Here is a 22,096-nt window from a genome sequence, read left to right as displayed (position 1 = left end):
TGGGCTGGCTGGGCGTCAGTCGATGTCATGGAAGGCGGAGCGCTGGCGGACGCTGGCATCACGGCTGGCCTCGTCCAGGGCGCGGCGGACTTCGCTGGCCACGTAGCGGGCCAGGGTCTGCTCATCCATGCCCGGTGCCGGCTGCACGTTGATGTTGATGCCTCCCTGGATGACCACGCCGCCACCAGCGCTGGTGGCTGACAGCGGTGGCCGGGTGTCGATGGGAATATCGGCTGTGGCCACGGTCGGCAGCGTGGCCGCGCCCAGTGCCAGGCCGGTACCGGCCTGACGCAGGCGCTGGCTGAAGGCAGTCACCCGAGACAACGGTGCTTGCTCGCTGCTCCGGATACCCTGGGCGAGCCCCGCCATCACATCTCCGCCGATGCTCTTGAACACTCGTGATGGTGAGTGGGTGTCGAGCTCATAGCGGGCACGATGCTCGGTGCCTCTGGCGGCGTCACTGACGGCGTCCCAGGCGGATACGGCACCGTTCTTGATGCCTTCCCCGAGTCCTCGGGCAACGTCCATCCCAGCGTCTCGCATGCGCCCCGGCAGGCTTTTCAAGTAGTCCATAGCGGCGGTCCATTTCTCCTCGAGCAGACCTTTCAGGTCCCAGTCGCTGAGCATGGTAGCCACCGCCTCGATGGCGTTGCCGGGGGCGTCCTGAAACCACTGCCACAGTTCGGCGCCGCTGGCCCTGATGGCGTCCCAGTGCTGGAGGATCAGGCCGGGCAGCGTCCAGTTGTTGAAGCCGGCGATGATCAGGTCGCGTGCGGAGGCAGCCGTCGCTTTCAGCCACTCCCAGAAGTCGCCGGCGGTGGCCTTGATACCTTCCCAGAGCACGGCGAACTTGGGGCCGAGGGTGTCCCAGTTCTGCCAGATCAGCAGGGCGCCGGCGGCGATTAGACCGATGATGGCGAGGATCGGGTTGGCCATGGCGGCGGCACCGAGCAGGCGCAGGGCGCCAATCAGGGTGGGAATGGCGTGGGCCGCAAGGGCGCCCAGCACACGGGTGAAGGCGCCGCCTTTCAGTCCCAGCATCTGCAGGCCGTAGCGGGTCAGTACCATGGGGCCGAGCAGGGCGCCCAGGGCAAGGGTCAGGGCACCACCCACGGCGACCAGGCTGGCGACAGCGGCAGCGGCGGTGGCGAGCTGAGCGGTCAGCTCGGGGTTGGCCTTCATCCAGTCGCCCACGGCCCGGGTGATACGGGTGACGTTCTGGATCAGATCTCGTAGCGGTCCCTCGTTGGTGTCGGTGAGGGTGATGCCGACCTCTTCCCAGGCGCTGTTGAGGCCCTGCAGGTTGCCTTTGATGTTGTCAGCCATGACCTTAGCCACCCGGGCGTTCTCGCCGGCGGCCTGTTCCAGGGTGGCCACGAATGCCTCGATGCCGGCAGCGCCTTGCTGGTTGATCAGCTCCGCCATGCCGGCGGCGGGTTCCTCGCCGAAGATGTCTTTGAGGTAGGCCAGCCGGTCAGCGCTGCCGAGTGTCTCGGTGGCCTTGGCCACGTCGGCGAGGATCTCGGGCACGTTGCGCAGGTTGCCCTCTGCGTCCTTGGCATTGATGCCGAGTGTCGCCAAGGCGTCGGAGGCCGCGCCGGTGGGGGCCGACAGGCGCAGCATCATGGCGCGAAGTGTGGTGCCGGCCTGGCTGCCCTGAATGCCGACGTTGCCGAGCAGGCCGGCCATGGCGGCGGACTCTTCCAGCGACAACCCCATCTCCCGCGCCACCGGCGCCACGTATTTCATCGACTCGCCCAGCATCTCCAGGTCGACGTTGGCCCGGGTGGTGGTGGCGGTGATGACATCCGCCAGGCGCGTCATCTCGGCAGGGTCGAGCCCGAAGCCGGACAACAGGTTGGAACTGATATCTGCGGTGCGCCCGAGATCCGCGCCCTGGGCCTTGGCGAGATCCAGCATTGAGGGCATGGCGGCGATGATGGCGTCGGGATCGAAGCCCGCCATGCCAAGAAAGCCCTGGGCCTCGGCGGCCTGGGTAGCACTGAAGGAGGTCGATGAACCGAGCTCGCGGGCCTGGTCCTGGAGCGCCTGAAAGCGCGGGTCATTCTTGTCGAGGCGCGTCAGGGCCTGGACGCGGGACATGGCGGCGCCGTAGTCGACACCAGGTGCCAGCAGCCGGGCGCCGCCGTAGAGTGATGCGCCGCCTGTGGCCAGGCCGCCGGCACCGGTACCCATCAGGCGACCGGCACGGCCCATGCCCCGGTGAAACTGACGGGCCGCGTCGGCGGCCTGGCGTTGCTTGCGGGCAACCTCGCCCAGTTCCTGCTGTTGTCGCTGCAACTGCTCGTTGGCGTCACGAATGCGCCGACTCAGCGCCTGCTGTTGGTCGCCCAGTTTGCCGGTCACGCCGTCGACGCGGGTCATGTGGGTACGCAGGTACTGAAGCTGCTGTTGCTCCGCCTGATACTGCTCCTTGAGGCGTTGGGCCTGGCGGATAGCCTGTGCACGACGGCGGGTGAGGTCGCCGGTGGCACCGTCTGCCTGCTCTAGCTGGCGAGTCAGCTCCTGGACTTCACGCTGCTGGTCGGTGAGGGCGCGGGCGCTGTCCTCGCTTTGGCGCTTGAGGTCGCGAAAGCCGCGCAGCTCGCGTTGGGCGCGTTCCAGCGTCTTGAGTTGGTCGCGGCTGGCCTTGAGGGCCTCGGCGGTGGCGCCGCTGCCCTGGGTGATCTTCTTCAGCGGGCCGGTGGCCCGATCCACTGCGTCGAGGATGACTTGCAGCTTGAGGTCTCGGGCCATCAGAGTTCCTTGCGGTGTAGCAGTGCGGGTGAGTCAGGTGTTGGTGGGCGGGCTCAACCTTTCCTTGGCTCGACGCGCCTGCGGGCCTGTTCCCGCCAGGACATGAGCTCTGCCAGGCTCATGGTCTCCATCTCCGGCGGGCCCCAGTGGAACACCATGGCGAGGTCCGCCATGGCGTCGTCCACGCGCTCGGGCAGGGCTAGGCGCTCGCCTCGCGCGTCTTCCTCGGCACCAAAAAACCGGCCACTGTGCCTCCCAGCTGGACCAGGTCAGCGGGATCGAGATCGCGCACCTCGGCCTCGGTCAGCGCCGGTTCGGTGATGCGGGGCAGCACAGTGGTCAGGGCGGCGACCTGCATCTGCAGCAGGTCGGTGAGCGAGACGCCGCGCAGGGCGCCGGACTTGGGCTTGCGCACCTGGATCTCGGTGACGATGGTCTTGCCGCGCGTGATCGGGGTGTCGAGCTCGACGGTCTCGGTGATCGGCTTGGGCAGCTCGGCGACGTTGGGGGTATCGGTCATGGTGAGTCCTTTGGGTCTGAGTCAGGTGAAGGCCTACGCCGCCCGGGGGCGGCGCTGGGTTACAGGTTGAGGTTGGCGCGGCGCTGGGCGAGGCGGTCTTCGCCACGCACGGTGAAGACGTAGCCCGGCACGTCGCGCTCGATGACGGTCTCGCCATCGATGACGAGCTTGTAGTAGGTGAGGGTGGTGGTGATCTCCCAGTCGGACTTGTCACCCTTCTGGGCCTCGCCCATGGCGATGGTCTTGTGGCGGCCCCGAGCAACGATCTCTACCGGCACGGTTTCGCCGGTCTCGTCGCTCTCGTAGCTACCGGTGAAGCGCAGCAGGGCGGCGTCATGTACCGGGGAGCCGAAGCTGTCGAACAGGCCATCGACCACCAGGCCACCGGTGGTCCAGGTCATCGTCATCAGCTCCTGGCCCATGTCGACCTCGACCGGGCCATCCATGCCGCCGCCCTCGTACTCGATCATGCGGCGGGCGAGCTCGGGGATGGTGACGGTGGGCACCTGGCCCTGCCAGTTGTGGCCGTCGCCGAACAGGTTGTAGTCCTTGAGGATCTTGGGAAGCATGGGGTTCTCCTAACTGGGCGTTTCGCTGAGCCCGGCGATCAGGCGGCGGCGACGCGGTCGGCGAAGTCGATCAGGTAGCGGTCGGTGATGCGCTGCTGGAACATCAGGTTCTCCAGCGGCGGCACCGGGGTGTAGTCGTAGTCGATATAGAGCTTGCCGGCCTTGAGCACCTCGGGGGTGTTGATCTCGGGGTCGAACCAGGCGACGCCATCGATCAGGTAGCCCAGGCGCTTCCACTCGCGGAACTTGGCGTTGATGCCCTCGATGATGTCCTTCACTAGGCTAGGGTGCATCGGCAGGTCCACCGCCCAGAGGTGGGCCTCGGCGATGGTGTCGGCGATGATCTGGGCGGTACGGGTGTAGTTCTCGAAGGCGAACAGGGGATCCACTGAGCAGGTGCGCGAGCCCCAGAAGCGGTAGCCGCCGCGATTGATCAGGGTGGTGACCTCGTGGCTGTTCAGATAGCCGGCGTCGGTGGCTGGGTCCTGCAGATCCCAGAACACATCACGGCTGATGCCGGTGACACCATTGACCGGGATGTTCGAGAGCGTCTTGTGCCAGCCGAATTCGTTGTCCAGGCGTGCGCGCATGCCCAGCGCCCGGGCTACGGCGGGGTGGTTGCGGGTGCTCTGGGTGGCGGTGTCCCAGCCGGTGAAGTCGGGCCAGATCACCATCACCTCGCGGGCACCGAAGTTCTCCCGGTACATGGCCGCCTCTTCCTTGGTGGTGCAGCCAAAGGCGGAGGCGTAGACGAAGGCGCGCAGCTTCTGGGCGACGCCGATCAGCTCGCTGACGACGTCGGCGTCGTCCAACTCCGGCACTCCGAGCACCCGGGGCTTGACGCCAAAGCGCTGTTCGGCGGCGAGCAGGGCCTGCAGACCGAGCTTCTTGCCGCTGGCGTTCACCCCGCCGATGACGTTGCTCTTGGTCTCGTCGGCATCGCTGCCTTCGGCCACCCGCACAACCACCACCAGGGTCTTGGCCTGGTCGGCGATGGCATCGAGGGAGCGGGCGAGGGTGCCCTCGGAGCCGGCCTTGCCCTGGGCCGCGAGGATGTCGGTGATCAGCACCGGTGTGTTGAGCGGGAATGGCTCATCCTGGCCGCCGGTCAGCTTGGTGAAGGACACCGCTGACACCACGCCGGTACCGCCAGATCCGGCTGTGTTGGCAGCGGTAATCAGGGCGCTGGCGGCGGCATCGCCGTTGAACGCCGTGACCACTTCGCTGGCGGTGCTGACCAGGTCGCCCTCGGCATCGGTGGCGAGGCTGACGGTGATGTCACTGCCGGAGACGCTGACGGCCAGCGCAGCTGAGGCGGTGCCTGGGTCGAGGTAGCGCACGCGGATAGCGTTGCCGTCGGTACCGGCATTGGCGGCGGTGTAGATGATGCTGGTATTTGCGGCGGCAAAATCGACGGTGGCGCTTGCGGCGACGCCGGGGGCGGCATCCGGTGCGGTGGCCACCAGGCCGATCACCGCTGTTGCAACGGTGCGAATCGGTCGGGTGCCCTCGTTGATCTCGACGACACGAATGCCGTGATGGTAGTCCTGGGCCATGGGTGGCGCTCCTGGCAAGTGAAAGCGGTTGGCAGTGCTGCGTGCCATCACTGTGCGTGGCGCACCCTAAAGGGTGAAGACGTGGCTGTTGTACCGGCCCACCGGTACAAGAAAGCCCGCCGATGGGCGGGCTTAAGCGGGGCCTCTGGTGCTGTCGGTGGCGATCAGGTCACCAGGTGATGGCTTCCAGGGCGTCGCGGTCCTCGGCTTCCAGTGCGGCCTTTACATCATCCTCAAGGCGCTGGCGTTTTCCGGTAGCCATGCCGCTGGCCTGGGTGAACGCATCAGCCTTGGCCAGGATGCGCCCCACCAACTCGGCCTTGTCCAGGGGGCGTTCGACCAGCATGGCGTCGATATAGGGCGTGGCCACGCGGTTGTCCGCCTGCCACTGGCGTGCCTCGCGCTCTTGCTTGTCAAAGGTCAGTGTTTCCGCGTGGGGATAGTCGTTGAGGATCTGGCCCATCTCGGCCTGGTAGCCGGAGTTGATACGGATCTTCGCAGCTACTGCAAGCTCATTAAGCGTGTAGTCTAACGGGCGAATCTCGACCCAAGTTGGTCGACCTTCTATAGTAGCTCCACGTTGTTTTCCTGGCGGAGGGGAACTAGCTCCGTAAGTTCGCCACTCATCTCGTGAGACTTCTATTGCGTCGCTTGGCCATGCTCCACCAGCCTTATACCTAGAAAGAAAGGATGGGTCATAAAACCGGTTTTGAGAGGGGCTGTAATACATAAAATCCTCCTTCATTTACCAATTCCGAAATAAACTACACCGGCAGATTCCCCGCTCGTATTACTCCCTCCCATACGATATACGCGACCAACAAGATCATGTGTACCAACGCCAGCCAGGGTTGAGACTAGCTCACCACCCTCTGCCCCATCGCCTTGCGTACTAGAAAAAGCACAAAACACGCTATTCGGGAATGGTATTGGCCACGATGCGTTGTATGTAACTACACCGTGAAAATGACCTGAACTGCTCGCAGGGCTAGAGCTTCCTGTGCTATCAGGACCAGTGAATGAAACATAACCCCATTGAAAAATAACGCCACCTAGCCAGGTGGGTAATCCCACATAGCCATTTGTTCCAAAGCTACTTGAAAACCCGCTGCGTAATTTTTTCGGTGTCACTGCCGTTGCGTCGTCACTTCCCTTATCTACTTGTGCCTGAGTTGCTACCTTGAGCATCCCAACAACAGTCTCCGTCGCGGATTTGACCCACTGCACTCCCCAGTTCTTAAGCTTCTTAGCGGTAATAAATTTGCCGTCATCTTCTCCGGAATTTACTTCTATTTGAGTGGCTTTGATCGCCATTCCTTTTTCGGATTCGGTAGCCAGAGGATGATTCCGGCTCTGCTCATGGGCCAGGCGCTGCTGGTCCACATACTCCCGCGTCGCCAGCACCACGCTAGGATCCACTTTCAGCGTCACGGCGGCGGTGTCGCTGACTTCCATCACCACACGGATGGTCTGGGTACGGCTGGAGCCTTCGGCCAGCACCGGTTTGTAGGTCTCGGGTAGGTTGCCGGTGGCGATCAGGTCGCCGGCTGCGTCGAACACGCCGACTTCTCGGATGGTCCAGCCGCCGACGTCGGGCGGCAGCACCTGCTCAATGACGATCCAGGTGGGGTTGTCGTCATCGGTTTGGACGGCGTTGATCGGGGCGCGGCGGACTTCATTGACCAGGTTGGTGGAACTGGAGTTCGGCGTAACCGGGTTGCCGCCACCGTCGCCCACGGCCATCTGGGTGATCTCGATCTGGGTACCGAGGGCCACGGCGTTGGCGATCTTGGCCTGGCCGGTATCGGTGAGCAGGGTGTAGAACTGGGGCATAGGTCTGGCTCCTGATGTTCGGCCTTAGAGAGGAAAGACGGTGGCGCTGTCGATGGTGTGGACGGCGGCACCGACGAAGAAGGGGCTGGTGGTCTCAATGTCGCCAGGGGCGAACGGATATACCTCGGTCACGTCGCCGTCGTAGATGGCCGCGCCCACGTGGATAAGGCCACGGCTCTCGCCGGCGATATCCAGGCCGATGACGTGACGCGTCAGTGGCTTGGCGTCGTCGATCAGCCGCTCGAGCTCCTGGTACATGCCGTCGGTGATGCCGGTGTCGAGCACGCCGATACGTAGGGCGAAGGTGCCGGGGATTCCCTCGGGGCTGGTCTCCCACCACTCCACGACCTCCAGCAGGTAGCCCAGCGGTTCGACGACACGACGAAGGGCCGAGATGGTGCCCTTCTTACGGTGGACGTAGAACGCCTGAGCGATGACGCCGCGCTTGGTGGCCACCGTCCAGGTCGGGTCCCAGCGGTCGACGCTGAAGGCCCAGGCCAGGTAGGGCAGCAGGTGGGCGGGGCAGGTCTCGGGTCGCCATAGATCGCGTAAGGGCACCGGCACACGCTGGATTTCAGCGAGCGCTTCGGCGGCGGCACGCTCCAGGGCTGTGCCGTTGGAAGGCAGCAGGTGGCGGATACGCTCGGCGCTACTCATCGCTGCCCCCGATGGTCACGCTTGTCCCGGTGCAGTGGGCGGCCTCGGTGACGTCGAGTACCACGTCGGTCGCCGGCGCGGTGAGTTCCACCCGCTGCACACCCTCGACGTGAAGCGTCGCATGCAGCGCGGAACGGCGAATGTCACGGCCCAGGCGACGCTGTTCGCCGATGTAGCGAGCCAGGGCGGCCTCGGCGGCGGCCAGAATGGGCTCCTGCTCGGGGCCGGGGTAGACGTAGAGGGTGGCATCGACGCTGTAGTCGACGATGGTGGCCGACTGTACCGTGAGGCGGTCACCCACGGGCCGGATGTCCTCGGCGGACAGGGCGGCGTCGACCAGGTCGATCAGTTCCTGGCTGGCGGTGCCATCGCCCTCGGACGACAGCAGGGTGACGATAGCCACCGCCGGGCTTGGGCTGGTGGCCCTGGCATCCATCACCCGGCCATCGGCGGACAGGGCGTGGAACTCGTAGGCGCCGCGGGGCCCGGCGACGCTGAGCCCTTCGTAAGCCCGCTGGGCGCGCAGGCGTAGTTGATCGTCGCTTTCCAGTACGGCAGCGACCGGTGGCGTGGCATTCGGATCACCGGGGCTGACCACCAGGCGCTCCACCTCGAAGTTGGCGGCGATCTGCTCGAGGTCGTTGCCTCTGGCGTAGGCGAGCATCACCGCCTTGGCCGCTTCATTGACTCGCTGTCGCCAGATCATCTCGCGGTAGGCGTTTTCCTCAAGCAGCTTGGTCAGCGGCTCGCTTTCGAGTGCCAGGGTGGCCTCCACCTCGGCACGGCGCTCGTCGCCGACCAGCTCGAGCAGGGCAGCGGTTCGCTCGGCCAGGATGGCCTCGAAGTCCAGCGCCTCGATGACCTGGGGTGCGGGTAGCTGGGACAGATCGATGGTGCTCATGCCAGCGGCACCTCCAGGCTGACGGTCTCGCCTTCACGGGTCTGGGCCTCGAGGTCTAGCACGACCCGCCCTGGACTGGTGGTGCTGAGGCTCGTGCGTACCGCCGTGACGCGCAGTCGCGGCTCCCAGCGCAGCAGCGCCATCACCGTGGCGGCGTAGACCTGGAGCAGGGTGGCATCGGTCAACGGGCGGTCGATCATCTCTGGCAGCAGCGAGCCGTAGTCGCGGCGCATGACTCGGGTGCCCAGCGGAGTGGTCAGGATATCGGTGACGCTCTGGCCCAGATGGTCGACGTAGTCGAGCCGGCGCCCGGTGGCCGCGTTCATGCCAGTCATTGGACGGGTCCTCCGCTTTGTCCGCTGCCGGGCACGACACCATCGTGGGGGTGGTTGTGGCCGATGTTCACTTCGTTGTGGGTCAGTGAACCGCCGTCCTGGGAATAGCTGCCGGCTCGGGCCATGTCGCCCTGGTGATCGATGTTTCCGAGCCAGACCGTGCCGCCCGGAGCCTCGATCTCCACGCGTCCGGGCAGCTTGATGCGCAGCACACTGTTCTTGTGGTCGTACTCGAACAGCCCGCCGTCCGGAAACAGTCGGCGGCAGAGCTCGGGCAGGTCGGTCGGAGCGGGGTGGGCGTCAGAGAACAGACCAACCAACACCACACCGCCAGACGGATCACCTCCGGGGGAGAACAGCACCACCTGCTCGCCGGTGGTGGGCGGGTCCCAGTCCCGGGTGGTGCCGGCGCGGCCTTCGATCCAGGGCAGCCAGGCGGTGAGCAGCTCGCCGCTCTTCACCCGGACCCGGGCACGCGAGTGATCCACCTCGGCGATGGTGCCAAAGCGGATCAGGTTATGGATCAGGCGCAGCAGCTCGGCGGCACCGTGCAGGGGTTGATGTCTCATGCGGCCATTCTCGGCAGGGGGCTTGTGGCGAGACCAGCGGCGGGCGTTGTCCCGGGGGCCCGGGACAATCATTCGCGGGTGAGGTGCTCGAGTACCGTGTCCTGAATCAGACCCCGATCTGCGTCGCTGAAGCCGATCAGGCGCCGCTGGGTGTAGGTCACGCGGGGGCCGTCACGGTCTACATTGGCGCGAAGCCCGTCCTGATGGACCCTAGCGATACGGGCCACGCGACCGACGAAACTCACCTCGGCGGTGTCACCTTGGGCACGGGCCTTGAGGTACTTGGCGGTGCGTATCTTGGCGAACATGGTGCGGCGACGGATGGCGCCCTGTTGGGCGCGCCGCTGTGGCTTGCGTGGCGCGTAGGGGGAGCCGTCGGGATTCTGCTGGGCCTTGATGCGTTCGCGTTGGGAACGCCTCAGCGCCTGGGCCACTCGACGCGCCAGGGCGCGGCGCTCCTTCGAGCTGAGGTTATCGAGCAGTGGAGTGACCCAGTCTTCGAGCGCCTGGAGGTCGTCGGTCATACCGTTCGTCCTCAGTCCGATGACCACTCGGCGGCCAGCTTGTAGTCCTGGTCGCTTGGCCCCTTGATGCTCATCTGCCAGGCGTTCGCCGGGCAGGGATCAATCGGGTATTCGGGCATGCGGTGCTCGACGTTGATATGGCCCGCGTCGCAGTCCACCAGGGCCACCACCCGCTCGGTGAGCTGGACGGTCAAGGCCAGATCCCAGCGCTTGTTGTCGAGAATCTCTGCCTCGATGGTGACGGCCTCGTCAGGGTCGAGGTCCGGCTGGTAGCGGGACAGCCACTGGAGCAGGGGGATCATGACGGTGTCCAGGGTGCCGCTGTAGTCGGTGATGACCAGCTGGGCAGGAACCCGGTACTCGTGACTAAGGTGCTGGCCACGATGAAAAGCGACCCTGCCGTCTTGGATGAAGGTCAGCAGCTTGTCGGGATTGCGCTTGAGCTCGGCGACGGCGCCGATCAGGTGGTCGCGTAGCGAGATGAGCTTGTTCATCGTGTGGCGATCTCGTCGAGCAGGCGACCGCGTGGGCCGCGCAGGGTGCCGATGATCTTCTCGCCGCTGCGCCCGGCGATGTAGCCGCCGACCCCCAGGGTCATCAGATTCCACAGGGCGTCGGGCAGCTCGAGCTGAAGGCCGACGCCGAACATAGCGCCGAGGTAGGGCGCGATCAGGTAGTTGTTGCCGACGATGGCCACGATGACCGTCATCAAGAGGGGACGCCAGTTGCGTTGCAGCCAGCTTTCCCCGGTGGCTTCGGCCAGGATGACCTTCATGCTAGCCTGCAGCGCGGCGTCCTGTTGGTCGATCAGACGGCGCTGGATCTCCGCCTTCAAGCGGTTGGCCTGGTCCTTGTCCTCCACGGCCTGATCGATGACGTCGAAGATGGGGCCGGCCACGGTAGTGAGGATGTTGCCGATCAGGTTCATGCGGCGGTCTCCAGTTGCTGGTTGTAACGCCGATAGGAGGCGGCGAGCCGGGTGTCGTAGTCGTTGCGCTCGAAGGCGGGGCCGTTATAGCGGCGGGCGAAGTCGCGCCAGTCGAGCCACTTCAGTGCTCGGTGCAGGCCCGGGTCCACCTCGATAAAGCGCACAAAAGCATCGAGCTGCGCCGCCTCGTCACGTTGCATGGCGAGGGCGAAGGCCTCGATGCTCTCGTAGCCCAACACCTGCCAGTGGAAGCCCATGATCTGGAACAGTCCCCAGGAGGCGGCCTCCCAGGCGCTGGCGACGTGGATGGCGTGGGCGCGGTCGAGGCGCTTGTGCTCGCGAATACCGCCGACATAGCCGCCGGCCTTGTCGTTGACGATGTCGGGCTGGCTTTCCTGGTAGGGCACCGGGTTGATGCCATGGTGGATCAGTCGTCGGCGCATGATGTGCCGCTCGAACAGGATTACCGGTTCGCCGGTGGGGTGGAATCCGCGGCCCCGGGATTCGACCTCGTTGACGGCCATGACGGCGGCGAGATCTACGCCGAGCCGGTTGGCGGCTGTCACCAGATCGCTTTGTGTCAGGGCAAGTGGGTCCGGTCGCCCCTTGAGCGCTTGAACGGTCTTGGGGCCGGCGATGCCGTCGACGACCAGACTGCGCTGTCGCTGGAAGGTTCGCACAGCGGCCTCGGTGTCGTCACCGAACCAGCCATCCACGTCGATGTCCTGCCCGGCACGCCGCAGGTCCTGTTGCAGGGCTTCAACCCGGTAGCCGGTGTCCCCTAGCCGAAGAAGCATTACAGTCTCCTCAGTTTGATGACCTGGGCGACGTTGCCTCGGGCACGCGATACCAGCCATGCCAACACCGCCATGACGAGAGCAATGCCCCATCCAGCGGGGTAGCCACTTTGGGTCAGAATGCGAATGGCCACCGTTCCGGTGCCAGCGATCAGAAGCCAAGCAGTGCAGGAGTAGCCCAGCCGGTAGCGAGCACCACGCCGACGGAAGGTGAGTAATCTGGTGCAGATCAACAGAGCGCAGAGCAGGGTGATGAGCGTGGAGGTGGTCACTTTCGGCCTCCCAGTAGCGACTTGATGTCGAGTGTCTTGACCCCTTCGATAGCACGCAGGCCTGCGGTCACCGCTGTCGCACTGGCGATGAATGCAGACACTGCGCTGTGTGGCACCCACTGGCCCAGTACCGGGGGCCCGCCGAGATAGCCGATCAGCAAGCTGATCATCAGATAAGTCAGGCGAATGATGATCGGGAGATCTTTGGCGCTGATCACGAATAGTGTGGCGCCGCAGAAGGCACCGATGACGGCATTGGCGTCGACGCCGGGTAACCATCCGATCAGGGCGGCAAGTCCTGTAGCGGTGGCGACGGCGGTGGCAGTGCTTGGTTCGGCCATGGGTTCCTCGTGAGTGTCATCGCCAGAGCTGCAGGGTGTCGGCCCGAAGCGGGGCGGCCTGCCGTTCGTTGGGCAGGGTGATCAATAAGCCCTGAGGCAGCAGGGGGCCGAGTTCCGCTAGCCCCGGGTTGAGCTCCAGGGCCTGCTCGGTGACGCTGCCGGTGCGTCCGAGTACGCGATAGCACAGGCCATCCAGCGTTTCGTCCTGCTGGGTGCGCACCTTGGGCATCAGATCAGCTCCACCGTGGTGTGCGCCTTGCCGAGGATCTCGCTGACCGCCCAGCGCGCATCGCGGCGGTAGTCGTCGGCGGCCAGGTCCTTCGCCTCGCCGCGCTCGTCGCCTTCGCCGGTGGCGCTATGGTCGCGATAGCGCTCCATCAGTGAGGCCGTGGCGGTGGCATAGACCGCTCGGCGGTAGAGAAGGGGGTAGCTGTCTGGCGGCATCCAGCCAGGTGCTTCGACGTCAGTGATGGTGCTGCTACCACTGGCCTGTCGATCCTGCTGCCAGTCCGCCAACTGGCGGTTGATGTCGGCCATGGCCACGCGAAGCGCCATGGCCACCCGAGCATCGGTGATACTTCCGTCGACGCGTTCGGCGGCGCGGTAGTCCTGGGGATCGAGCGACGGCCAGAAGCCGTTGTTCTCGATGGACTCCGCCGGTGTTTCGCGGGTCGGGACGTTGTAGGCGATCAGTGACATGGCGTGGTGTTCTCAATTGCCGTTGAAGAAGGGGGTGGGCCGGGATCGACGAGATGGGGGCCTCGGCCCGCTCTCCCCCGGCGCCCCCTTGGCGTCGGCGTGCGACTCGGTTCAGGCCTGGTTGGTCTCACCCTGGCCGTCGTTGGTGGTTTCCGCCTTGGCGAGGGTTCGCTCGAGGCGTTCGATCTCCTTCTTGACGCCGGCGCGCTCATTGAGCGACAGGGCCCGCTTCAGGTGACCGAGGGCATCTGCATCGTGACCGCCCCGAGCGCGCTGGGCATAGCCAATGGCCTTGTGGAGCTTGGCGCGGATCTGGTCATGCATGTCCGCATCACGGGTCAGGGCCTCGACACGAGTCAGGTGCATGGCCAGCTCCGCCGCGTGGTTTGCCGCTTCGACCTCGGCACTCTCTTGATCGCCTTCCTGGTCTCCCTGCTGTTGGAGGGCTTCGAGTCGTCGCATGGCTTCTTCGGCGACCTGCTCGACCACCAGGCTGGCGGTATCACGCTCGAAACGGTCAGGTGTGTCGAGGCCATGGCGCATGGCGTATTCGGCAATAGCGATGCCGCCAGCGAGATCGCCGACGTCGAGGCGCCAGAGCATCACGGTCATCAGCACGTCGTCCTGGGCACCTGTGCCACCGGCCAGGACGCCGGCAACGTAGGCGTCGAAGTCGGCCAGCATCTCGCGCTTCTTGGTGATCTTGGCCTCGAGGCTCTTGATACCCTTGAGCGTGCGGCGGTGCTCCCAGAGCGCGGCGGCATGCAGCTCGTACTGATCCCCGGTCTGGGGGCGGTTGGGGTCTGCGGTCCCCGCCGCAATGGCGGCGGAGACTTGGGCGTAGTGCTTGCGGGCGGGACTGAGGCGCCCGTTCTGTTCAGCCATGGGGCACTCCTCAGACGAAGGTGATGTTCTCGACCAGACAGCCAAACCCGTAGTCCTCGACCACGTAGGCGTCGTTCGAGGATTCGTAGTTCTCCACTCGCTTCCGCTCGGGCTTGTCCTTCAGATAGCGGCGACGGCTGCCGCGCTGCCAGTAGAGGGACAGGTTTTCGAGGCTGGTGATCAGGATGGCGTCATCCGGCACGAAGGGAGCCCGCATGGCCTGCTGGCCGCCGACACGCTTCTGGCTTACCAGCATGTCGAGGGCCCGGGCTTCGGTGGGTGTCTCGGCGTGTTGCTGGATCAGCGGGAAGTACTTATCAGCAAGCAGCTTGCGCCCCATGATCGCGACCAGGCCGGTGTCCTCGCGGTACCAGGGTTCGATCATCTCGTTGACAGCATCGAAGACCAGGGCATCGAGGTTGGCATAGTCACCGTTATTGCCGACCGTGACTTGCCCTGAGGATGCAACCACCTCGGAGAGCACACGCTCAGGAGCATCGTTACGGTACTTCTGCAGCCAGCCGATGTTGACGTCTTGCAACATCGGATTGGCGACGCGGTTGGTCTCGGCGGCTGCACTGGTACCGTTGAAGCCGATCATGATGCGGTCGAGCGCCTGGCGGCGAACGATGGCATTGCGCACGCGGGCCTGAAAGTCGGGGAACTTGGCCCAGGCGTCCAGCTTGCTCCACGGCAAGAAGGTATCGAACTCGGTACTGACGCACTCGTAACCGTTGGCGTCGAGCGTCGAGATATCGCGCGGTGTCCGGTCCTTGTCCGAGACGTTGGTTCGTGCCGCGATGGGACCAGCGACGCCGAGGCCGAGCTTCTCACCCTTGAGCTCATCGACGCCGATGATGTTGATCCGACTGAGGAACTCGCTGGTCTCCTGCAGCTTGTCTTCCAGCTTCTGCTGAACACTGGGCTCAACGGCGAAGCTTTCAGTGGCATTGGGTACACCGGAGAGCTGGGCCAGGCGCTCCAAGTACTTGTTGTAGGCGATACGTGTGTCGTTGCGCATTGGCGGCGGTCCTTATCAGCAGTCGGTCAGTACGGCGTCACCGCCGCCAGTGGCGGGGGCGCGATTCGGGGTGTCGGGGGTGTGGTCGAGTCGGCGATACAGCTCGTCGAACTGCGTTTTTAACTCGTCATGGGCGCCCTTGAGTTCCTGGAACGCCTCGGCGGATGGGCGACCTTGCAGATCGTCGGACAGCGCCTGATGTCTCTCGACGAACAAGCCAAGCGTCTGCTCGAGGTCCTGGCGGAAGTCCGCGAAGCCCTTGTCGGTCTTGGCGTCGTGCTTCTTGAACAGCGCCTTGACGGTGGCCAATAGACCGGGCTTGTCGGAATCACCACCCGGCTCTTCCGAGAAGTCCAGCTCGGTTTCCACCGCAGCGGTGAAGACGTTGCCCGGCTTCTGCTTTCTCCCGTGCAGCGGAGAGGCTTCGCCCTGATTGGCGCTGAACTGCAGCATGTCGGTGCCCAGGCTCGCCGGGGAGTCGGTCACCGCCAGCCCTACCAGGTAGGCTTCACCGGTATCGGAGAACTCGGGATCGACCTCGATGCTGGTGTAGATCTTTTGCCGCTCGGCATTGATCTGCTTCAGCCGGTCGGTGGGGTCGATGGTCGCGAAGAGCGCCATCTTGCCGTCCTCGACCTCTTCGGCTTTGACGGCGGTGACGTCGCCCAGGGCGGCGAATGGGCCGTCATGGAACATGCCGCGCATATGCTCGAGCCAGACTCGGGCGCCGTACTTGGCGGGATCGAAGTTGGCGGCCATTTGCTCGATCCACTGGCGTGAGATCTTGCGGCCGTCTGTGGTTGCGCCTTCGGTGGCGATTCGGAACCAGCGTGCCATGGGCTTCCTCGGGGTGCGGTGTCGGTGTTGCCGTCAGGGTCGCACCCCACGCGAGCGACTCAACCGAACCGCGTTGTACCGGCCCTCTGGTACAAGAATCAGCAACATGCGGCAGCCTTCCTCACGGTTAGGCTGGCGGCATGACGACTATGCCCCCAGACCCCAACTCTCCGCGCCTCACGGCCCGTCACCTGTACTGGCAGGGATGGCGAGTGGCGCGTATCGCCGAGTTCATCGGACAAAAGCCCTCCACCGTGCACAGTTGGAAGAATCGCGGCGGCTGGGAACAGGCTTCACCTACCGAGCGCGTCGAGGGTGCGCTCGAGGCTCGCCTAGTGCAGTTGATTGGCAAGGAAGTGAAGGAGGGCCGTGACTTCAAGGAGATCGACTTGCTGGGCCGCCAGATCGAGCGACTGGCTCGGGTGCACCGCTACCAGGAGACCGGCAAGGAAAGCGACCTCAATCCCAATATTACGGCGCGCAACGAGGCCCCGCGGCGCAAGCAGAAACGCAACGCCCTGGATGACGAGCAGGTCGAGGCGCTCGAAGCGGCGTTTCTCGAATCGCTTTTCGAGTACCAGCACCAGTGGCTCGACGCGGGACACAAGCACCGTATCCGCAACATTCTGAAGTCACGCCAGATCGGGGCCACTTGGTACTTCGCCAGGGAAGCCATCGTCGATGCGTTCAAGACAGGGCGAAACAAGATATTTCTGTCGGCGAGCAAGGCCCAGGCTCACATCTTCCGCAACTACATCGTCCAGTTCGTGAAGGAGGTCGCCGACGTTGAGCTCAAGGGCTCGCCGCTGGTCCTCGACAACGGGGCCGAGCTGCACTTTCTCGGCACCAACTCGAAAACGGCCCAGGGCTATCACGGTGACGTCTACCTCGACGAGTACTTCTGGATCCACCGCTTCCAGGAGTTCCGCAAGGTCACCTCTGGCATGGCCATGCACAAGAAATGGCGCCAGACCTACTTTTCGACGCCCTCGAGCCTGGGGCATCAAGCCTACCCATTCTGGTCCGGTGAGCTGTTCAACAAGCGACGGCCAAAGAAGGACCGGGCCGAGTTCGATGTCTCCCATTCCGCCTGTGCTGGGGGGCAACTGTGTGCCGATGGTCAATGGCGCCAGATCGTCACGGTGGAAGACGCCATCGCTGGCGGGTGCGATTTGTTCGACCTCGACCAGCTGCGCCTCGAGTATTCCGACGAGGAATTCGCCAACCTGCTGATGTGCCAGTTCGTTGACGACAGCCAGTCGGCGTTCCCACTGGCCATGGTGCACCCCTGCATGGTGGATAGCTGGGAAGTCTGGGACGACTTCAGACCGTTCGCTCCTCGTCCGGTGGGGGATCGCGGCGTGTGGGTCGGCTATGACCCCACCGGCACGGGTGAGGATGGCGACGGTGCAGGCCTAGTGGTGGTGTTGCCGGCGCGAAGTGCCGATGAGCGCCATCGCATTCTTGAGCGCCACCGGCTCAAAGGGCAGGACTACGAGAAGCAGGCGGCGGAGATCCGCAAGCTCACCAGCCGTTATCGCATCGAGCACATCGGCATCGACGTGACCGGGATCGGCGAGGCGGTAGCCGAGCACGTGGCCAAGTGGTTCCCGACCCTGGTGCGATTCCGCTACGACCCCGCCGTCAAGGCGCGCCTGGTGATGCAGGCACAGCAGATCATGCGCAAAAGTCGCCTGGAGTTCGATGCGGGTTGGTCGGACCTGGCGCAGTCCTTCATGGCCATCAAGCGTGAGCTGACCGCTTCCGGCCGGCAGTTCACCTATGTCAGCGGCCGCACCCAGGCGACCGGTCATGCCGATCTGGCCTGGGCGACGATGCACGCCCTCTCTCACGAACCTATCGATGGCCCCGCCGACGGGGCCGGCCAACCCCTGATGGAGATCTTCGAATGACAGCTTCCGCCAGCAAGCCCCGGGTCCGCCTGCCGGCGGGCTACTCCGCCACCAACTCGGCACCGGCGGCACCGCGCGCCCGGACCGAGGCGTTCAGCTTCGGTGATCCCGAGCCCGTCACCAGCATGCGTGACTTCTTCTACGAGGGGCTCTGGCTTTCCTCGGATGAGTGGTACGAGCCACCGGTACCGCTGGATATCCTGGCCAAGTCCTACCGGGCAACGGCTCACCATGGCAGCGCGCTGCAGGTGAAGCGAAATATCCTGCTGCGCACCTTCAAGCCTCACCCACTGTTGGGGCGGCAGGCGTTCAGCGGCCTGGCGCTCGACTACCTGGTGTTTGGCAACGCCTACCTGGAGGAAGTTGTCGGACGCCTGGGGCGCCGCCTTCCGTTTCGCCACTTACGCGCTCGCTACGTGCGTCGTGGTGGCCTCAACGGCGAGCGCTACTGGTGGGTCCCCAACTTCATCGATCGAACCGAACTGCCGAAGGGGCGGGTGGTCCACCTGCTCGAGCCGGACATTGACCAGGGCATCTATGGCGTGCCGGATTACCTGGGCAGCCTGCAATCCGCGTGGCTCAACGAGAACGCCACCCTGTTCAGGCGTCGTTACTTCCTGAACGGCTCACACGCCGGCTTCATCATGTACGTCAGCGACCCCGCCCATGACCAGAAGGACATAGACGCCATGCGCCAGGCCCTGAAGGACTCCAAGGGGCCCGGCAACTTCCGCAATCTCTTCCTGTACTCGCCCAATGGCAAGAAGGACGGCGTCCAGGTCATCCCGGTATCGGAGGTCGCAGCCAAGGACGACTTCTGGAACATCAAGAACATCACCCGGGATGATCAGCTTGCCGGTCACCGCATTCCACCGCAGCTGATGGGGATCATCCCGCAGAACACCGGTGGATTCGGTGACGTCGAGAAGGCCGCCAGGGTATTTGTGGCCAACGAGCTCGAGCCCCTTCAGGCGGCCATGCGCGAGGTCAACGAGTGGGCCGGTGAAGAGATCGTTAGCTTCCGAAGCTACTCGCTGGATGGTGCCGAAGACGCGGGGCTTGATCCGTCTCGGTAGCACTCGATCCCTTCAACAACCTCGTCCTTCAGATACCGCCACCCTCTGACCAGGGTGGCTTTCTTCATCTCGTTTTGAATGCTTGATTCGAGACGTTCCTGCCCTTGGCCACGCAGGGCATATCACAGCTTGGTGTGGGCGTCTGGTGGTCAGCTCGTCATCACCGTTGAGTGAATTCGAGATGGCGAACAGCTGGTGGTTATAGGCGGCCTACGAGCCTTCTGACCACACTGCAGCGCCCCCTGGCGCGCCGTCGACACCCCGCCCCGCCCGCGCTCTAATTTGGGCATTTTTTATGCATGCATGCATCCCGGTCTCAGGTCCCGCCATTGCTGGACTTCTTGGCGGTTAGACGGAAGTGGTTGCTCATGCACATCTCCGCAGTTTTGCCCACATACGACTTTGGTGCCAGCCCTCACCCATAGAGATAGCCGGGGTCTTCGCCGAGGGCTTGCGCCGGATATTGCTAAGCATTTGAAAAATTTAAAGTTAGTGGTTTTTTGATGTTTTCTTGAGCCTGAAGTCATTTTGAAATGATGCACGGGAAGTGTATTATATAAGAGGTTGAAGGCAGTGCCGTATAAAAATTTAGAATCGCAATTCTTTATATTTATTTTCGCAGGGATAAAAATGCAATTTTGTTACTTTAATGTTCAGCTTCTGCCTGTGGTTGGGGATGGGGAATTCGTTGGAAAAGAAGGATATAAAAAAGTATTTGAAGGATGCAATGAAATCGTTGGGCATTATTGGGAAAAACGCGAAATTGAAAAAATTGCGCTTGAGTCAAGAAATAATTTTCACACATTTAAGCCATTTAAAATAACAGAAGACTATGCAAGTGGATACTTGAAGAAATTCAACCAAGTTGACAAGCTGGTACAAACTTATACTGACCAGACGCTATTTTCAGCAGATAGCTTACCTGCTTCCAGTGAGGCATACGATTTCTATTTCTTCTACTCATTCGAACATCATATACTAGCCTTGCAAGTTGGAAAAAGGCTGCCTGCAGTATCTGTGATTAAAAAAATAATTTCCCATATGCTTCATGATGTGAGCGAATTGTTATATCCAGATCATGCGCTTTCAGTGTCACTCCTTAGTGATCACGGACTGATAGCAGATTTGAATAGTAAAGCTTCTGGATTCTATAATGCGAATATAACTGCTACATTTAACAACTCTTTTGACAGCTTTTCCCAAGATCAAAAAGAACTTCACGACGAGCTGAAAGAAAAGGGGATAAATAAGGTCCAGCATCAGGAAAAGTCTGCTCGTGGTGGAATGATGTCTGGCTTGTCAAGTTTTGCCATGGCGCTTTTGATCCTGTCCATTCCATCAGGACAAGCCACTATTCGATATTTGGATAGTGATACTGGAAAGCGTGAAAGCTTCAATACAGATGATAGGCCGGTACAAATTGACGTTGACGTAACTGAAGACGATGGAAAAACATACGTATCGGAAGAGGAACTGAACAGTAGGATAAATGTCTCAATACCTAGAGCAATTCAAAAGTCAATGGTGTCCGGTGAAAATGTGAACAAGAATATGGCTTTGACTGAACAGGAAAATGTTCAAGACGCTCAAGGTGATATGGATGAAAGCTAGGATAGAACTGATATGTAGGTACATTTTTAGAATATTTGCCCCTATCTACTATTTTTTTGTTATTTTAAATAAATATGCATGGGGAGAGGAGCTGGGTAAAAGTGAAAGAGTTATCGCGCCGTTTTGTTTATGGGGGAGGAGGCTTCTCCTTCCTTTGTTTGGGTCATTTGTTTTCTATTTGTTAGGGTCTTTTTTTCTTTCTGACTTTGACAGCAATCTGTCTAGAATGATTGAAAATGCATACCCCAGCATTCTGGGGTTTGCAATAGGACTCTATGCGATCGTTTTTTCCTCAGAAAAGTTCGAGATGCTAAATGATGATGTTGAAACAAGAGGAAAAGCATTTTTGATTTCGGTGGATATGGCATTTCCTTTGATGGTAATGCTGACCGCTTTTATAATTAATTATTTAGTTGTTTCTGGTGATGGTGCTGGGCTTTGGTACTTTGGTGTTTTCAATGTGTATTCGTTTTTTGTGTTATACGATATGCTCGCTGCGGTTTATTCAGGCTCACTTCGCCGGAGAAAAAAACGCTAGGGTGCTTTGGCATCCCGCTGTGAGCTTGGAATAGTCAGAAATGAAAAATTGTCTTTCTACAACTTGATTTGTGGAAATGTTGAAATCCATGGTTCTTGCCATCCCGAGGTTGCGTATTTCGGTTCGTTAAGTTGTTGATTTTTTTGTATGGTATGAGGGCTTATACGTAGTCAGAATGATCTCAACTATTTGAAAATACTCATTAATTGATTTTACTTGTAATCAGTAGGTCCCGGGTTCGACTCCTGGTGCCGGCACCATCTAAAAGATGGTTGGAAATCAAAAGCTTGTTGCAACATCAAAACCGCCCCTCGAGGCGGTTTTTTTGTGTCCAGGTTTAGCGCTTAACCATCTTCCTATCCAGAATCAGAAGATCGCTAGTCAATAGTGACATTTCCCCAGCTAACCAGCCGAGGGGCAGTGCCCCTCGGCTTCAGCACCAACCTTTTCGCACGACTCAGCAAGTACACCAGCTCCCTTCAGGCGGCTATGCGCGAGGTTGACGAGTGGGCAGGTGAAGAGATCGTGAGCTTCCGAAGCTACTCGCTGGATGGTGCCGAAGATGGGTGCCTTGATCCGTCACGGTAGTATTCGTCCCTTTCAACAATCTCGTCCTTCAGATACCTCCACCCTCTGACCAGGGCGGCTTTTTTCATCGCTTGATTCGAGACGTTCTTGCCCTTCGCCACGCAGGGCATATCACAGCTTGGAGTGGGCGTCTGGTGGCCAGCGCGTCATCACCATTGAGTGAAGAACAGCTGGTGGTTACAGGCGGCCTTTGAGCCTTCTGACCACCCTGCAGCGCCCCCTGGCGCGCCGTCGACACCCCGCCCCGCCCGCGCTCTAAACGTGCGGGTTTCTACGCACCCATTCAGATGTGCTGCAGTCACACCACTCCTGGTTGCAGCTAAGACATAGTAAGAGTAGTTTTTTTGCAAAATCCTGCAGAGTTACGCG

At 61.9% G+C, this 22,096-nt stretch carries 26 protein-coding genes; 4 read left to right on the top strand and 22 right to left on the bottom strand.

What is annotated here, in order from left to right; genetic code table 11:
- Positions 1 to 15: 15 nt before the first annotated feature.
- From KUW18_RS16685 to KUW18_RS16580, 22 genes are all read right to left on the bottom strand, one after another.
- On the bottom strand, positions 16 to 2,757 hold the full coding sequence (locus tag KUW18_RS16685; protein WP_222561925.1) for a phage tail tape measure protein: 2,742 nt from the start codon (positions 2,755 to 2,757) through the stop codon (positions 16 to 18).
- A 53-nt stretch (positions 2,758 to 2,810) separates the two neighbouring features.
- Positions 2,811 to 2,930, bottom strand: coding sequence for a GpE family phage tail protein (locus KUW18_RS16680; RefSeq protein ID WP_222561924.1), 120 nt, complete (start codon positions 2,928 to 2,930; stop codon positions 2,811 to 2,813).
- Between the two features lie 26 nt (positions 2,931 to 2,956).
- Positions 2,957 to 3,277, bottom strand: a complete 321-nt coding sequence (locus KUW18_RS16675; protein WP_222561923.1) for a phage tail assembly protein — start codon at positions 3,275 to 3,277, stop codon at positions 2,957 to 2,959.
- 59 nt (positions 3,278 to 3,336) lie between these two features.
- Positions 3,337 to 3,846 carry a phage major tail tube protein gene (locus KUW18_RS16670; protein WP_108449103.1) on the bottom strand — a complete coding sequence of 170 codons (510 nt, stop codon included), beginning with the start codon at positions 3,844 to 3,846 and terminating at the stop codon, positions 3,337 to 3,339.
- Between the two features lie 38 nt (positions 3,847 to 3,884).
- Complete coding sequence (locus KUW18_RS16665; protein ID WP_222561966.1) at positions 3,885 to 5,027, bottom strand: phage tail sheath protein; 1,143 nt, start codon at positions 5,025 to 5,027, stop codon at positions 3,885 to 3,887.
- A 544-nt stretch (positions 5,028 to 5,571) separates the two neighbouring features.
- Entirely contained in the window at positions 5,572 to 5,865 is a 294-nt protein-coding gene (locus tag KUW18_RS16660) for a hypothetical protein (RefSeq protein ID WP_222561922.1), read from the bottom strand.
- Between the two features lie 278 nt (positions 5,866 to 6,143).
- The gene (locus KUW18_RS16655; RefSeq protein WP_222561921.1) at positions 6,144 to 7,235 is read right to left on the bottom strand and encodes a phage tail protein; all 1,092 of its coding nucleotides are present in this window, start codon (positions 7,233 to 7,235) and stop codon (positions 6,144 to 6,146) included.
- A 24-nt stretch (positions 7,236 to 7,259) separates the two neighbouring features.
- Complete coding sequence (locus tag KUW18_RS16650) at positions 7,260 to 7,892, bottom strand: phage tail protein I (protein ID WP_222561920.1); 633 nt, start codon at positions 7,890 to 7,892, stop codon at positions 7,260 to 7,262.
- A complete protein-coding gene (locus KUW18_RS16645; protein ID WP_222561919.1) occupies positions 7,885 to 8,793 on the bottom strand; it encodes a baseplate assembly protein in 909 nt (302 codons plus the stop codon). The genes KUW18_RS16650 and KUW18_RS16645 overlap by 8 nt, the downstream gene beginning before the upstream one ends.
- Complete coding sequence (locus KUW18_RS16640) at positions 8,790 to 9,128, bottom strand: GPW/gp25 family protein (RefSeq protein WP_222561918.1); 339 nt, start codon at positions 9,126 to 9,128, stop codon at positions 8,790 to 8,792. The genes KUW18_RS16645 and KUW18_RS16640 overlap by 4 nt, the downstream gene beginning before the upstream one ends.
- The gene (locus tag KUW18_RS16635; RefSeq protein ID WP_222561917.1) at positions 9,125 to 9,697 is read right to left on the bottom strand and encodes a phage baseplate assembly protein V; all 573 of its coding nucleotides are present in this window, start codon (positions 9,695 to 9,697) and stop codon (positions 9,125 to 9,127) included. The genes KUW18_RS16640 and KUW18_RS16635 overlap by 4 nt, the downstream gene beginning before the upstream one ends.
- A 68-nt stretch (positions 9,698 to 9,765) precedes the next feature.
- On the bottom strand, positions 9,766 to 10,221 hold the full coding sequence (locus KUW18_RS16630; protein WP_222561916.1) for a phage virion morphogenesis protein: 456 nt from the start codon (positions 10,219 to 10,221) through the stop codon (positions 9,766 to 9,768).
- Between the two features lie 11 nt (positions 10,222 to 10,232).
- On the bottom strand, positions 10,233 to 10,715 hold the full coding sequence (locus KUW18_RS16625; protein WP_222561915.1) for a phage tail protein: 483 nt from the start codon (positions 10,713 to 10,715) through the stop codon (positions 10,233 to 10,235).
- On the bottom strand, positions 10,712 to 11,149 hold the full coding sequence (locus tag KUW18_RS16620; protein ID WP_222561914.1) for a 3TM-type holin: 438 nt from the start codon (positions 11,147 to 11,149) through the stop codon (positions 10,712 to 10,714). The genes KUW18_RS16625 and KUW18_RS16620 overlap by 4 nt, the downstream gene beginning before the upstream one ends.
- Positions 11,146 to 11,946 (bottom strand): N-acetylmuramidase domain-containing protein, encoded by an 801-nt coding sequence (locus KUW18_RS16615; RefSeq protein ID WP_222561913.1) that lies wholly within the window; start codon positions 11,944 to 11,946, stop codon positions 11,146 to 11,148. The genes KUW18_RS16620 and KUW18_RS16615 overlap by 4 nt, the downstream gene beginning before the upstream one ends.
- The gene (locus tag KUW18_RS16610; protein ID WP_222561912.1) at positions 11,946 to 12,218 is read right to left on the bottom strand and encodes a phage holin family protein; all 273 of its coding nucleotides are present in this window, start codon (positions 12,216 to 12,218) and stop codon (positions 11,946 to 11,948) included. Before KUW18_RS16610 ends, KUW18_RS16615 begins: the two co-directional genes overlap by 1 nt.
- Complete coding sequence (locus tag KUW18_RS16605) at positions 12,215 to 12,559, bottom strand: putative holin (protein WP_222561911.1); 345 nt, start codon at positions 12,557 to 12,559, stop codon at positions 12,215 to 12,217. The genes KUW18_RS16610 and KUW18_RS16605 overlap by 4 nt, the downstream gene beginning before the upstream one ends.
- A 16-nt stretch (positions 12,560 to 12,575) precedes the next feature.
- Positions 12,576 to 12,788: a tail protein X gene (locus tag KUW18_RS16600; RefSeq protein WP_222561910.1), complete on the bottom strand. Its 213-nt coding sequence runs from the start codon at positions 12,786 to 12,788 to the stop codon at positions 12,576 to 12,578.
- Positions 12,788 to 13,258: a head completion/stabilization protein gene (locus KUW18_RS16595; RefSeq protein ID WP_222561909.1), complete on the bottom strand. Its 471-nt coding sequence runs from the start codon at positions 13,256 to 13,258 to the stop codon at positions 12,788 to 12,790. The genes KUW18_RS16600 and KUW18_RS16595 overlap by 1 nt, the downstream gene beginning before the upstream one ends.
- A gap of 111 nt (positions 13,259 to 13,369) precedes the next feature.
- Positions 13,370 to 14,143 carry a phage terminase small subunit gene (gene gpM / locus KUW18_RS16590; RefSeq protein WP_222561908.1) on the bottom strand — a complete coding sequence of 258 codons (774 nt, stop codon included), beginning with the start codon at positions 14,141 to 14,143 and terminating at the stop codon, positions 13,370 to 13,372.
- Between the two features lie 10 nt (positions 14,144 to 14,153).
- The gene (locus KUW18_RS16585) at positions 14,154 to 15,164 is read right to left on the bottom strand and encodes a phage major capsid protein, P2 family (RefSeq protein ID WP_222561907.1); all 1,011 of its coding nucleotides are present in this window, start codon (positions 15,162 to 15,164) and stop codon (positions 14,154 to 14,156) included.
- Positions 15,165 to 15,179: 15 nt separating this feature from the next.
- On the bottom strand, positions 15,180 to 16,001 hold the full coding sequence (locus tag KUW18_RS16580) for a GPO family capsid scaffolding protein (protein WP_222561906.1): 822 nt from the start codon (positions 15,999 to 16,001) through the stop codon (positions 15,180 to 15,182).
- A 140-nt stretch (positions 16,002 to 16,141) separates the two neighbouring features.
- On the opposite strand from KUW18_RS16580, the gene KUW18_RS16575 reads away from it, so the two are divergent.
- The 4 genes from KUW18_RS16575 (at position 16,142) to KUW18_RS16560 (ending at position 21,139) form a co-directional block, all read left to right on the top strand.
- On the top strand, positions 16,142 to 17,914 hold the full coding sequence (locus KUW18_RS16575; protein WP_222561905.1) for a terminase large subunit domain-containing protein: 1,773 nt from the start codon (positions 16,142 to 16,144) through the stop codon (positions 17,912 to 17,914).
- A complete protein-coding gene (locus KUW18_RS16570; protein ID WP_222561904.1) occupies positions 17,911 to 18,990 on the top strand; it encodes a phage portal protein in 1,080 nt (359 codons plus the stop codon). Before KUW18_RS16575 ends, KUW18_RS16570 begins: the two co-directional genes overlap by 4 nt.
- A 630-nt stretch (positions 18,991 to 19,620) precedes the next feature.
- Positions 19,621 to 20,601: a DUF4747 family protein gene (locus KUW18_RS16565; protein WP_222561903.1), complete on the top strand. Its 981-nt coding sequence runs from the start codon at positions 19,621 to 19,623 to the stop codon at positions 20,599 to 20,601.
- A complete protein-coding gene (locus tag KUW18_RS16560) occupies positions 20,591 to 21,139 on the top strand; it encodes a hypothetical protein (protein WP_222561902.1) in 549 nt (182 codons plus the stop codon). Before KUW18_RS16565 ends, KUW18_RS16560 begins: the two co-directional genes overlap by 11 nt.
- Positions 21,140 to 22,096 lie beyond the last annotated feature (957 nt).

The organism is Halomonas sp. DP5Y7-2, from assembly GCF_019802025.1.
Classification (GTDB): domain Bacteria; phylum Pseudomonadota; class Gammaproteobacteria; order Pseudomonadales; family Halomonadaceae; genus Halomonas; species Halomonas litopenaei_A.
Note: the sequence above shows the minus strand (reverse complement) of the source record. Positions and strands in the feature narration are given on the sequence as shown.